We start from the raw sequence: 12,415 nt of genomic DNA, 5'->3' as shown, positions 1-12,415 counted from the left end.
GGAGATGTTGAGTGCGTCCCGTCACCGCCTGTTACGATTCGTTCCTAGTACACGTCAGAAGTGGTAATGGTTGACACGCTGATCGTCGGGGGCGGACCTGCAGGTCTCGCCGCCGCCCAGTTTTTGGCCGACGCGGGCCGCACGGCGACCGTCTTGGAGAAGCGGCCGATTCTGGGCGGCAAGCTTTCGTCGTGGCGCGACCGCGACGGCGACATCCTCGAGACCGGCCTGCACGCGTTCTTCGGCGGCTACGCCTCGCTGCATGCGCTGCTGAAGGAAGTGGGGATCGCACACCACGTCCTCTGGCAGCCGCACGCGCTGACGTGGGCGATGCCGCCGCACTTCTCGCCGCGCTGGAACGGCAAGCCCGTCTACGAGGAGTTCCGGTTCGTCGACGCGCCCTCGCCGCTCAACGGCATCGGCGCGGTACTCAACGCGAAATACGTGTTCAACAACTGGGAGAAGGTGCTCTTCGCGAAGGGGACGCTTCCGGTGCTGCTGCGCGATCACGAGTACGCGGAGAAGCAGGACGACATCACCTATGCCGAGTGGCACCGGCGGCGCGGGATGTCGGAGCACATGCTCCAGACGTTCTTCGCGCCGATGGCGCTCGCGCTCAACTTCACGCCGGTGGAACGGATCTCGGCCGAAGCGATGCTGCGCGTCATGGCCTACTTCGCCTCGGAACGGAACGCCAGCCGCGCCGGTTTTCTCGACGGACCGCCGGGGCCGCGCTTCGTCGAACCGCTCGCCGCGCACGTGCGCAAGCGGGGCGTGCAGATCGAGTCGACCGCCGCGGTCGCGGAGCTGCTCTTCAGCGGCGACCGCTGCATCGGCGCGAAGACGCGCGACGGGCGCACCTTCGAAGCCGGCAGCGTGATCCTCGCGACGCCGGTCCACGATGCGAAGAAGATCCTCCCCGCCGAGATGCTGCGCGACCCGAGCATCCACGGGATCGCGAAGCTCGAGAGCTCGCCGATCATCAACGCGCACCTGTGGTTCGACCGGCCCGTCTCGCCGTTTACCAATCTGATGTTCTCGCCGGGGACGGTGCTGAGCGTGCACGCCGATCTCGGCCAGGCGTCGCCCGGCTACGAATGGGAAGGGCGATCGTTCATCGAGGCCTGCGTCGCGCCCGCCGACGAGCTCATCACGCTCGACGACGAGACGGTCGTCGCGCGCATCATGGAAGACCTCGGCAAGCTCTACCCGCTGGCGACGCGCGAGCACCTGGTGAAAGCGAAGCTGGTGCGCGTTCCCAAGAGCGTCTACCGCGCGAGTCCGGGCGCGGAGCGGCTGCGGCCCGGCGCGCGCACTCCGGTGCGCAATCTGTTTCTGGCCGGCTGCTACGTCAACACGCGGTTCCCCGCCAGCATCGAGGGCGCGGTGCGCAGCGCGCGCGGCGCCGTCGACGCACTGCTTGCGGAGCAGCGTGCTCGCGCCTGACGGCGGCGCGCACGCGCCGCTCGGGGAGGTCGGGACGCTCGGCGACGAGCGGCTCGGCGACTGCTACCGTACGTGCCGCGAGATCGTGCGTTTTCACTCGAAGACGTTCTACTTGAGCTCGCTCTTCCTGAGCGCGGAGAAGAAGCGCGCGGTGTGGGCGGTGTACGCGTTCTGCCGCACCGCCGACGATATCATCGACCGCATTGCCCCGGCGCGCGAGCGGCTCGACGCGATCGACGCTTGGGAGCGTCAGCTCGTCGCCGCCTACAACGGGATCACGACCGATCCGATCTTCGCCGCGTTCGCGGATTCCGCCCAGCGCTTCAACATCCCGATCGAACCGGGGCTCGACCTCCTGCGCGGTGCGCGGATGGACGTAACGATCCGCCGCTACGACACCTACGACGAGCTGCGCGAGTACTGCTACCTCGTCGCGTCGACGGTCGGCCTGCTCGTGATGCCGATCCTCGGCACGATGACGCCCGAAGCGGCGGCCTACGGGATCGCGCTGGGACGCGCGATGCAGATGACCAACATCCTGCGCGATGTCGGAGAAGACGCGCGCATGGACCGCATCTATCTCCCCGCGGAAGATCTGCAGCGCTTCGGCTGCAGCGAAAGCGCGATCCTCGAAGAGGTGATCGACGAGCGGTTCACGGCGCTGATGGCCTTCGAGATCGATCGCGTGCGCAAGATGTACGCGGAAGCCGAGCCCGGCATCGCGATGCTCTCGCCGGAGTCGCGCTACACCGTGCGGCTCGCGCTCTCGCTCTACCGCCGCATCCTGGAACGGATCGAAGCCAACGACTTCGACGTGTTCCGGCGCCGCGCATACGTGCCGTTCCGCGCCAAGATGCTCACCGCGCTGACGGTCGCCTTCGCGCGCTGAAGCTCGGCCGGCGAACCGCAAGAAGATCCCGACGAGCGACGGACTTTCGCGCAGCAAGTTCAGCGGCGCAAGCACCGCCGCGGGCGCGTCGACGCCGGCGTCGCGATGCGACTGCGCGTCAACCCCACACCGCGCGCGCGGTCTCGACGACGAGCCGCAGCTTCGCCCACTGCTCGTCCTCCGTGATGACGTTGCCTTCCGCCATCGATGCGAAGCCCCACTGCGGGCTCAGCGCGAGGTTTTCGAGCGGCAGGACGCGGCTCGCGTCCTCGATGCGCCGCTTGAGGGCGTCCGCGTCTTCGAGCGCACCGGTCTTCGACGAGACGAGACCGAGCACGACGATCTTGGAGCGCGGGACGAAGCGCAGCGGCGCGAACGTCCCCGAGCGCTCGTCGTCGTACTCGAGCCGAAACCGGTCGACTTCGAGCTGGGTGAAGAGCTGTTCGGCGATCGCGTCGTATCCGCCCGACGCATACCACTGACTGCGGTTGTTGCCGCGGCAGAGGTTGATCGCGAGCGTCACTTCGGGATTCGCGGCGCGCGCCGCGCGGAAGCACGCATTGTCGGCGGCGATCGCCTCCGCGAGCAGCGCGTCCGGTTCGCCGAACTCGGCGCGCAGAAAGTCGCGCCACTTCGGATCGAGATAGTAACTGTAGCGCGGCGCGTCGATCTGCAGGTATGCGACGCCCTCTCGCGCAAGCGCACGCGTCTCGGCCGCGACGATCGCCGTGACGTCGGCGAGGAATGCGGAGGGATCGGGATAGGCCGCTTCGCTGGCGCCCTTCTTATAGGAAATGGCGGGGAATTGGTTGGCGCTCGGGAGCGTCATCTTGATCGGCCCCGGGCTGTGCGCGAGCAGAAACGGGAGCTTGAGCGCGGTGAGCCGCCGCGTCTGACGGAGCTTCGATTGACGATCCCGCGCACCGCGCACCGCGCTCGGCGCCGTCGCGGTCCCGCCGCCGGCGCTCCACGAGCGCTGGATCGCGTCGCCCTCATCGAACCCGTCGACGGCGTCGGTCAGGTCGGTCATGAACCCGCCGCGGCGGAACTCGCCGTCGGCGAAGATCTGCAGGCCGGTCTCGCGCTGACGCTCCAGGACGGCGGGGATCGCGGCGTCTTCGAGCGCGCGCAGTTCGGCCGCGGGGGCGCCGGCGTGACGCGCGTCCAGCAGCGGCCCCGGGCGGAGGAGGCTGCCGATCTGATCGGCGCGGAACGGATTCGTCGTCGGGGTGGCCACGGTGTAGCGTTCGCTACGTCCCGTCCCCCACCACTCCCGTATCGTGTCCGCATGGGCGCTTTTGCGACGCTCCGCATCCCGCTCCAAGCGAGCGGCCGGGCGACGGGCCAACTGGCCGCCGACACGGTGTATCGCTCCGCGGGGACGTGGGCGCCGTCCTGGGACGCGCAGAGCTCGGTGCTCTCGCTGCAGATGCAGTTTCCCGGCAACATCACGGCGATGATCGGGAGGCTCGTGAGCAAAGGCTTCGCGATCCCGCCGCAGATCGAGATCTCGGTCCCGCTGCGCTCGATCGCGGCGCCCGACGTGGTGACCGACAGCGTGCATTTCCTGCAGCTGCTCGCCGCCGACCCCAAAATTTTCGACGCGCGGCTCGAGGGCGATCGCGTCGTCGCGCAGATCGTCCCCGACACGTACGCCGCGCACGCGATCTGGGATCACTGCCTCGAGGTCGGTCTGATGCCGCAAGACGTGCCGACGCTGCCGTCGCTGCGCGGATTGTAGCGGGAGCACGCGCGATGTGGTCACACTTTTTCATCCCGAGTTGGCAGGTGCTGTTCTGCATCTTCCTGTTCGGAGGCGCGCTGCTGCTGGCGCCGGCGCTGGCGGTGATCCCGTGGCCGTGGACGCGCGGCAAGTCGCTCAAGCAGTAGCCGCGCGCGACGCGTGGTCGGCGATTCGCTCCCGCGCGCGCTTGGCGCGCCGCGGTCTTTTTGTGTCCGCCACGCAGGAGACGCCTTCCGTTTCACGGTGCGCTGCGAGGCGAGACCCCGTAGCACCCACTACACCGCCCCCCGTTCGGAACGATTACCGTAAGCGCTAGAGCCGCTACCCGGCGGCCACTCCACCTATCGTCATGGGGGTCGCATGGCAAATCTGGAACCGGCGGTGGGGCCCGCTTCGTATGAGGTCGACGCCGACCAAGTACCTGAGGCCTATCGCCACCTCTTCAACAACGCGGACTGGACAGTCCACAAATTCGTCGTGTACGGATCGTGGGGATTCTTCGTGGTCGCGATCGTGGCGCACGTCCTCGCCTACTCCTACAAGCCGTTCATCTAGGAGACGCCGACCATGATCGTACGTCGTCAGTACAGCTTCCGCGCCAACCTCGCCGCGTATTGCGTCGCCGGTGCGCTGGTCGCGTTCCTGATCCATTTCATCCTGCTCTCGTCGTCGAAGTACAACGCGGGTCAGTGGATCTCGGCCGCAACCGAAACGTCAACGAGTCAAACGCAAGTCAACCCAGCGCCGGGCGCCAAGTAGCGCGGGCGGGGCGGCACCGCAGTGCTCGAGTGGGAGTCGGTGTACCGGAAGCCCGGCGGGACGTTCCTTGCCGGGCTGCTGGGACGCGACCCGTTCGACTTCTGGTTCGGACGCTTCTATGTCGGGTTGTGGGGGGTTGTCGCGGTGCTCACTGCGGCGCTCGGGACCGGCGTGCTGTTCCTCGCGGTCGTCCTGCAAGGCGATCTCGATCTCGTTCGTGCCAACGTCCATCCTCCGCAGCGTGACGTCGGACTCGGCTTCGCGCACTCGTTCCTCAACGGCGGCGCATGGCAAGCCGTCGTCATCCTCGCGACGATCGCGTTCGTCGCGTGGGCACTTCGCGAAGTGGACATCTGCCGCAAGCTCGAGATGGGCTATCACGTGCCGGCGATGTTCAGCCTCGCGATCTCGGCGTGGGTTTCGCTGCAGATCATTCGCCCGGTGCTGATGGGCTGCTGGTGCGAGGGGTTCGACCTTTCGTACTCCAGCCACCTCACGTGGGTCTCGAACACCGGTTTTCGCTACATGAACTGGTATCTCAACCCGTTTCACGCGTGGGCCGTGCTCGGATTCTTCCTCACCGCGATGATCCTCGCGATGCACGGCAGTGCGATCCTCGGCACCTACAACACGGACAAGAACCCGCGCAAAGAGATGCTGCGCGAAGACAACTTCTGGCGCGATTACATCGCGTACTCGATCGGCGAGTACGGGATCCATCGCCTGGGCCTGTACCTGGCGGTGTTCACGCTGGCGATGAGCGACCTCTGCATCCTGACCTCCGGAACGCTGGTGCAGGACTGGGTCGACTTCTGGCGCTGGAACATCCCGCCGTGGATTCACTGAGGTAGACGCACGTGGCTGTCATCATCGAGGCCGCGCCCTCTCATCCGCTCGAGCTTCCCGAACCGAGCATCAAGGACGAACTCGATCCGCTCGGCGCGCGGCTCGGCGTCGCGATGCGATGGGAGTTCCTCAACCGCTTCCACGTCGACGCGCAGATCGGGACGGTGTGGCTGGGACTGTGGGGAACGCTCAGCGTCGCGACCTTCATCGTGGGCCTCGCGGTCGAGATCCTCGGCGGCCTCCAGCAAGTCAACGACAACTTCGCCGACTACATCCGCTATTTCGCGAACATCCAGGTCCTGCCGCCCGACAACGGCCTCGCGTTCCCGAACTCATGGGCGCACGGCGGCTACTGGATGGCGGTGATGACGTTCTGGGCGGCGTCGGTCGGCTTCTGGGGACTGCGCTGCTGGGAACGCCTGATGCGCTTCCAATGGCGGCCGTATCTGTTCTTCGCGTTCGTTTCGGCGATCTCGCTGACGACGTCGATCTGGGTGATCCGTCCGCTTATCATGGGATCGTGGGCGGAGGCACCGGGCTTCGGCCTCAACGTCGACCTCGATTGGGCGCAGAACATCAGCGTGCTGTGGGGCAACTTCTATTACAATCCGTGGCACCAGCTCTCGATCTTCTTCCTGCTCGGTTCGACGATGCTATGGGGGATGCACGGCGGGACGATTCTCGCAACGTCGTCCGAGGGCAGCCACCACGAGGACTCCGAGATCAAAGACATGCACTCGGGCTCGCACAAGTCGATGCTGTTCTGGCGCTGGACGATGGGCTTCAACGCCAACCCGAAGACGATTCACGACTGGATTTGGTGGTTTGCAACGATGACCACGCTCGCCGGCGCGATCGGCGTGATCACGACGGGCTGGGTGACGAACGATTGGTACGTGTGGGCGGTCGATCATGGGACCGTGCAGCAGTACGGACCGATCACGCGCTCTGCGATCAACGGACGTCCCGGTGAACAGCCGCTGGTGATCCAGCCGGGGCTGCCGGTGCCGGGGTATCCGAAAACGACGCCGCTGAACGAAACCTCGGTGCAGAAGCCGTGAACCTGCGTCGCTGGCTCGGTCCTTCCGTGATCGTCGCGACGCTCGCGCTCTCCGGCGCGGTGCAGCCGCTCGTCGACCAAGCGCGCGCCGCGGGGCCGGCATCGACGCCGGTCCCGAAGATCACCAACCTCTCCGGCGGTCTCGGCGCGCAAGATTCTCAGCAGGTCACCGCCGATCAAGCCAAAGGCTACGGGCCCGTCGATCAAACCGCACCGCTCGACTTCTCGACCCAGCCGAAGACGGTGCCGCACGAGTACGTTCCCGGCCGCCTCTACAACGTGCAGGTCTACACGAAGTACTCGTACGCGCAATTGATCGGGCAGATGACGTACTTCGCGTCGTCGCTCGGCGTCCAATGCACGTATTGCCACAACGCGCAGAATTACGCGTACGACACGTCGACCAAGAAGGCTGCGCGCCTCATGGCCAAGATGGTCGTCGCGGCCAACGCGCAGTACATCGACCCGGTGCACAAGGACTATCCGAACTACGCCGTCTCGGGCGCGGTCGGATGCGTCACGTGTCACCGCGGCCAGCCGCGGATGGCGGTCCAGTACAACGTGGTCCCGGTTCAGTATCTCGACTACCGCTACAAGAACCAGAAGCAGGCCGGTTACACCGTGAACTCGATGTACGGCGTCGCCCGATCGCTCGGCGTGAACTGCCTGTTTTGCCACAACACCGCCGATTTCATCTCGCTGCAGTACTATCCGACCAACCAAATCGCGCATCGCATGTGGCGGATGGTCGATGCCATCAATCACGAGTATCTGCCGGCAAACATCAAAGCGGTCACATGCTACACGTGTCACCAAGGCGCTAAGTGGCCGACTCGCATGGTCACCGCCGCGCTCGATCAAACGCCGGTCGATCCGAAGGCCGCCCATCCCGAGGTTCACGAGAACCCGGGCGCCCATCTCGCGTCGGGAGCGCAGCCCTAACCGTGGATATGTTTTGGAGTCTGCCGGACGCCGGCGAAATCGAAGGATTCCCGATCCAGATTCGCGAGGCGTTTGCCAACGCGCAGATTCGCCGGTGTGAAGCCGGCGCGTCGATCTCCGACCCCGAGAGCGCGCCGCACCGCACGTTCACGATCGTCTCCGGAACCGTGAAGGTGACGAAGCTGCTGTCCAGCGGACGCGAGATCCTCATCGCGATCCTGCAGACGGGCGCAATCTGGAGCGACCGCGCGGTGCTCAACGGGTACTGGCGCGAAGTCTTCCTCGAGACGATGGAACCGGCCGAAATCGCGATGATCGACAACGCGGAGTTCGAGCGTGCGGTGCGCACGCGGCCCGAACGGCTGGCGGCGTTCATGCTGCGCATCTCCGAGCAAGTCTCCGACGCGCTGACCTTGCTCGACGACTTCCGCGGCCGCGACGTCGCCTCGCGGCTGGCCCGCGTGCTGGTGCGCTTCTCGAAGCAGTACGGCGTGCCGACCGAAGCGGGTGTTCGGATCGATCTCCCCGTGACGCATCAGGATCTGGCGAACATGATCGGGACCGCGCGCGAGACCGTCTCGCGGAACATGGCGCGCTTCCGCCAGCAGGGCTACGTCTCCGACGGTCACGCCGCGTCGCTCGAGATCACCAACGTCGCGAGCCTCGAAGCGCTCATCGTCTGACCCCTGCTGCGCGTCGTCGCAGGTCTTGCGCCCCGTCGTACGCCCCGTACGACGGGGTGTTTTCTTGTCACGATCGCCGCGCGGCCGGGTCGCCGGCCGGCCCGGTGACCCCCGGGGCGCAAAGCGGACCTCCTGGCTCGCCGATGGCCCCTCGGGCTCATGCGCGGACCGGGTGACCACTATCACCGTCCGCGTCTCCCGTGCTCCCTACGATGACGAGGAGAGAGAAGGGGGCACACCTCGCGGATGGCGGTTGTGAATACGGAACAGGTGCGGGCGCGCCGGCGAGCCAGCGTGTGGACCACGATCCATCCGATCTTTGCGATCGGACAGCTGCTCGCGTTCGTCGTCAGCGTCGTGCTCCTGGTGCTGTATTTCCGCGGTGCCGTCACCTTCGACGTCGTGCACGAATCGGTGCTGTTCAAGATCGCGCTGATGCTCGGTGCGGTCGTGACCGGCGCGCTGTGGGAGAAGGACGTCTACGGCTACTACTGGTTCGCGCCGGCGTTCCTGTTCGAAGACACCGTCACCGTCATCGTGCTGCTGCTGCACGGCGGCTATCTCGCGATGGCGTACACGCACACCGACAACCTCGTCTCCGTGATCGGGATGCTGCTCTTCGCGTATACGGTCTACGCGGCGAACGTCGCGCAGTACGTGTGGCGCACGCATCAGCACAATCGCCAGACCGCAGCGGTTCAGGTACGCGCCGAATGAGTTCGGCGCGCGCGGTCGTGTTCTCCGAAGCGGGGCGGCTCGCGCTGCGCGACGTCGAGCTGCGTCCGATGGCCGACGACGAGGTCGCCGTCGAGACGCGCTACTCGTCGATCTCCGCGGGCACCGAACGTCTGCTCTTCGACGGCAAGCTTCCGGGGATGCCGGGGATGCAATACCCCCTCGTCCCCGGCTACGAAGCGGTCGGCGTCGTCACCGCGGCCGGCCGCGACGTGACGAACGTCGCGGTCGGCGACGACGTATTCGTCGGCGGCGCGCGCTGCTACGCCGACGTCGTCGCCGCGTTCGGCGGCCAGTCGTCTCAGCTCATCAAGAGCGCGGCGCAAGTCGTTCCGCTGCACGGTATCCCCCTCGCGCACGCACCGCTGCTCGCACTCGCCGCTACCTCGCTGCACGGCGTGCTGCGCGCGGGCGACGTCGCCGGGAAGCGCTGCGCCGTGATCGGGATGGGTGCGATCGGCCAGTTCGTCGCGCGCTTTCTCGTCGCGGCCGGCGCGACGGTGTTCGAATCCGATCTCGCCGAAGCGCGCCTGGGCCGCATCCCCGGCGTCGAACGGATCTCGCTCGACGTTCCGGCCGCCGCACCGCACGGTCACGGTCACGGTCACGGGCACGGCGCGCACGGCGGCGGCCCGGCGCCGATCGACATCGCGTTCGAATGCACCGGCAAGAGCGAACTGCTCGCGCGGATCGCGGGCGTGCTGCGGCCGCGCGGCACGATCGTCGTAATGTCGTACTACGATCGCCTCGAGACGTCGTTCCCGGAACTCTTCGTGCGCGAGCCGTCGCTGGTCGTCGCGCGCGAGTGGGAGCACGGCGATCTGCTTGCAGCGCGAGACGCGATCGCGGACGGCCGCGTCCGCGTCGACGATCTCGCGTCGGAGACGTACCCGGTGGAACGGTACGAGAGCGCGTATCGCGTGGCGTTCCACGACTCCTCGACCCTGAAGGTGATACTGCGATGGGCGTAAGCAAGAACAGCACGGTCGCGATCTACGGCAAAGGCGGCGCCGGCAAGTCGTTTCTGACCAGCATGACGGCGAAGGCGCTGGTCGATCGCGGCAAACGCGTGCTGCAGATGGGCTGCGATCCGAAGCACGACTCGGTCGTCACGCATTTCGGCGGCGCGCTGATCCCCACGCTGCTGGGGACCTGGGCGAAGTTCGAAGCCGAGGGAAAGGCCGACGACCTCGGCCCCGAGCACATCATCTTCAAAGGCGAAGGCGTGTACTGCGTCGAGCTCGGCGGGCCCGAGTCGGCGCGCGGATGCGGCGGGCGCGGGATCACCTTCGGGTTCCAGCTCCTCGAGAAGTGGGGCCTCTCGGAGTGGAACTTCCAGTACATGCTGCTCGACTTTCTCGGCGACGTCGTGTGCGGCGGGTTCGGGACGCCGATCGCGCGTTCGATGGCCGACAAGCTCATCATCGTCTGCAGCAACGAGGGGCAGAGCCTCTACGCCGCGACCAACATCGCGTCGGCGGTGCGGTATTTCGCCGAGAACGGCGGGCGCACGCGGTGCCTGGGGCTGTTCGTCAACAAAGACGACGGCAGCGGAAAAGCCGACAAGCTGGCCGAGTGGCTCGGGATCCCGGTGCTCGCGAAGCTGCCGCTGCTCCCGCAGGATGAAGTGCTCGTCGACGGCGTGCCGCATGCCGCCGTGCAGGACGCGGTCGCGAAGGTGATCGAGTCGATCGACACGCGCGCCGCGGTGACGCCGAACAAAGTGGATTTCGTCGAGTTCATGATGTCGCTGACGGGGAACGCGGCCGAGATGGACGGGACGGCGGTCACCGCGGACGAATTGTGGTCGCTCGGCGAGGACGATCCGCTGGTGGGAATCCCCAACGGCGGCCTCGACGATCATCGCTACCTCGAAGCGGAAGAAGACGCCCATCGTCTGCTCGGCCCCGTCATCGTGAGCGTCGGAGGCGGTGCCGTTCCCGCCGGCGCCTGGGAACGCGCCTCCTAGCGTGACGCGCGCGGAGCGTGCCGTGGGGTTGGTATGAGTAAGCAGCCTTCGTCGATGTGCCCCGCGTTCGGGGCGGTGCGGAATCTGCTGCGAATGGAGGACGCGGTTCCGATCGTCATCTCCAGCGGTGACGGGTGTCTGTACGGGCACACGTTCGTGGCGCATTTTTACGTCGCAAACCGGCCGATCCGTTCGCCCGGCGTCTCGAGCGAGATTTGGGCGAAGGGCTCGATGTTCGACGAGCTGCGCGCGATGGTGCACGACATCGCGGAGAAGCACTCGCCGGCGATCATTCCGATCTGCTCGCTGTGCGTGAGCGATACCGTCGGGCTGCCGTTCGACTTGCTGCCCAAGCAGGTCGGCGCGACCGAGGTCATCTACGTCCCGCTGCCGGCCTATTCGGTGCACACGCACGCGCGCGCGAAAGACATCGTCGTCGACTCGCTGGTCTGGCGGCTCCCGCCGCAGCGCAAGCAGCGCTCGGGCGTCAACCTGATCGGCGAGATTTTCCCGAGCGACCCGATCGTGCTCGACGGCGTGCTGCGCCGGATCGGTTCGCACGTGAACACGACGGTCCCGGGTCCGCGCTGGGCCGATTACGTCGCGATGGTCGACGGCGCGCTGAACGCACCGCTGCACCCGTTCTACTCCGAATCGGTGAAGCGCATGAAGATGAAGCAGGGCCTGCCGTTCGTCGAAGGCGCGCCGGTAGGGATCGCGGGGACCGAGAAATGGATCGTCGACGTCGGTGCGGCGCTCGCGCTCGACGAGACGCGCGTGCGGATGGTCGCTCGCGAGGAGAAGGCGCGCGTCGAGGCCGCGATCTCGGAGTACCCGCTCGACGGGCTCACCGTGATGGTCGCGGGGTACGAAGGGCACGAGTTCCTGCTGGTGCGGCTGCTGCTCGAAGCGGGAGCGAAGGTGCCGTTTCTCTCGACGGCCGTGAACGCGAATCCGCTCGCGCGCGAAGAAGAAGCGTGGCTCGCAGCGCACGGCTGCACCGTGCTGTACGGCGCGAATTTCGACGACGAGATCGGCGCGCTGACGAATCACCCCTACGACCTGGTGATCGGAACGACGCCCCTGTGCGCGCACGCCAAAGAGCTGGGGATCCCGTCGATCTACTACACCAACGCGATCGCCACGCGATCGCTGATGCTCGCCGAAGGTGCGACCGCAGTGCTGCAGCTCGTGACGCAGACGCATCGGGCGAAGGAGCGCTACGACAAGGTCGCGCGGTTCTTCGCCGACGATGAGGACGCCCCGGCGCGGACGTACACGTCCTGGGCGGCACCGGCGATCGATCTGACCACGCACCTGCAGGCAAACGGAGCGCTGTAGC

The 12,415-nt window shown here is 66.7% G+C and carries 15 protein-coding genes; 14 read left to right on the top strand and 1 reads right to left on the bottom strand.

Annotation, left to right across the window (positions count from 1 at the left end):
- The first annotated feature begins 66 nt into the window (after nt 1-66).
- Together WPS_RS13255 and WPS_RS13250 are read left to right on the top strand one after the other, a co-directional pair.
- Nucleotides 67-1,446: an FAD-dependent oxidoreductase gene (locus tag WPS_RS13255; RefSeq protein WP_317994954.1), complete on the top strand. Its 1,380-nt coding sequence runs from the start codon at nt 67-69 to the stop codon at nt 1,444-1,446.
- Nucleotides 1,433-2,335, top strand: a complete 903-nt coding sequence (locus WPS_RS13250; protein ID WP_317994953.1) for a phytoene/squalene synthase family protein — start codon at nt 1,433-1,435, stop codon at nt 2,333-2,335. The genes WPS_RS13255 and WPS_RS13250 overlap by 14 nt, the downstream gene beginning before the upstream one ends.
- Before the next feature lie 118 nt (nt 2,336-2,453).
- On the opposite strand, the gene WPS_RS13245 is transcribed toward WPS_RS13250, so the two are convergent.
- On the bottom strand, nt 2,454-3,572 hold the full coding sequence (locus WPS_RS13245; RefSeq protein ID WP_317994952.1) for a uroporphyrinogen decarboxylase/cobalamine-independent methonine synthase family protein: 1,119 nt from the start codon (nt 3,570-3,572) through the stop codon (nt 2,454-2,456).
- Between the two features lie 51 nt (nt 3,573-3,623).
- Here WPS_RS13245 and WPS_RS13240 point away from each other — a divergent pair, with 51 nt between their 5' ends.
- The 12 genes from WPS_RS13240 to WPS_RS13185 all read left to right on the top strand — a co-directional run bounded on the left by WPS_RS13240 (nt 3,624) and on the right by WPS_RS13185 (nt 12,414).
- Entirely contained in the window at nt 3,624-4,076 is a 453-nt protein-coding gene (locus WPS_RS13240; protein WP_317994951.1) for a hypothetical protein, read from the top strand.
- 14 nt (nt 4,077-4,090) lie between these two features.
- Nucleotides 4,091-4,225, top strand: a complete 135-nt coding sequence (locus tag WPS_RS13235) for a hypothetical protein (protein ID WP_317994950.1) — start codon at nt 4,091-4,093, stop codon at nt 4,223-4,225.
- Nucleotides 4,226-4,460: 235 nt separating this feature from the next.
- On the top strand, nt 4,461-4,634 hold the full coding sequence (locus tag WPS_RS13230; RefSeq protein ID WP_317994949.1) for a light-harvesting protein: 174 nt from the start codon (nt 4,461-4,463) through the stop codon (nt 4,632-4,634).
- A gap of 12 nt (nt 4,635-4,646) precedes the next feature.
- Nucleotides 4,647-4,838: a hypothetical protein gene (locus WPS_RS13225; protein WP_317994948.1), complete on the top strand. Its 192-nt coding sequence runs from the start codon at nt 4,647-4,649 to the stop codon at nt 4,836-4,838.
- 21 nt (nt 4,839-4,859) lie between these two features.
- Nucleotides 4,860-5,684: a photosynthetic reaction center family protein gene (locus WPS_RS13220; protein WP_317994947.1), complete on the top strand. Its 825-nt coding sequence runs from the start codon at nt 4,860-4,862 to the stop codon at nt 5,682-5,684.
- An 11-nt stretch (nt 5,685-5,695) separates the two neighbouring features.
- Nucleotides 5,696-6,745: a photosynthetic reaction center family protein gene (locus WPS_RS13215; protein WP_317994946.1), complete on the top strand. Its 1,050-nt coding sequence runs from the start codon at nt 5,696-5,698 to the stop codon at nt 6,743-6,745.
- Complete coding sequence (locus WPS_RS13210) at nt 6,742-7,686, top strand: photosynthetic reaction center cytochrome c subunit family protein (RefSeq protein WP_317994945.1); 945 nt, start codon at nt 6,742-6,744, stop codon at nt 7,684-7,686. Before WPS_RS13215 ends, WPS_RS13210 begins: the two co-directional genes overlap by 4 nt.
- An 8-nt stretch (nt 7,687-7,694) precedes the next feature.
- Complete coding sequence (locus tag WPS_RS13205; protein WP_317997549.1) at nt 7,695-8,369, top strand: Crp/Fnr family transcriptional regulator; 675 nt, start codon at nt 7,695-7,697, stop codon at nt 8,367-8,369.
- 246 nt (nt 8,370-8,615) lie between these two features.
- Nucleotides 8,616-9,086: a 2-vinyl bacteriochlorophyllide hydratase gene (locus WPS_RS13200; RefSeq protein ID WP_317994944.1), complete on the top strand. Its 471-nt coding sequence runs from the start codon at nt 8,616-8,618 to the stop codon at nt 9,084-9,086.
- Nucleotides 9,083-10,075: an alcohol dehydrogenase catalytic domain-containing protein gene (locus WPS_RS13195; RefSeq protein ID WP_317994943.1), complete on the top strand. Its 993-nt coding sequence runs from the start codon at nt 9,083-9,085 to the stop codon at nt 10,073-10,075. The genes WPS_RS13200 and WPS_RS13195 overlap by 4 nt, the downstream gene beginning before the upstream one ends.
- Nucleotides 10,066-11,073, top strand: a complete 1,008-nt coding sequence (locus tag WPS_RS13190) for a nucleotide-binding protein (protein ID WP_317994942.1) — start codon at nt 10,066-10,068, stop codon at nt 11,071-11,073. The genes WPS_RS13195 and WPS_RS13190 overlap by 10 nt, the downstream gene beginning before the upstream one ends.
- A 33-nt stretch (nt 11,074-11,106) precedes the next feature.
- A complete protein-coding gene (locus WPS_RS13185) occupies nt 11,107-12,414 on the top strand; it encodes a nitrogenase component 1 (protein ID WP_317994941.1) in 1,308 nt (435 codons plus the stop codon).
- The last annotated feature ends 1 nt before the right edge of the window (nt 12,415 follow it).

This window comes from Vulcanimicrobium alpinum (genome assembly GCF_027923555.1).
Lineage (GTDB): Bacteria > Vulcanimicrobiota > Vulcanimicrobiia > Vulcanimicrobiales > Vulcanimicrobiaceae > Vulcanimicrobium > Vulcanimicrobium alpinum.
Note: the sequence above shows the minus strand (reverse complement) of the source record. Positions and strands in the feature narration are given on the sequence as shown.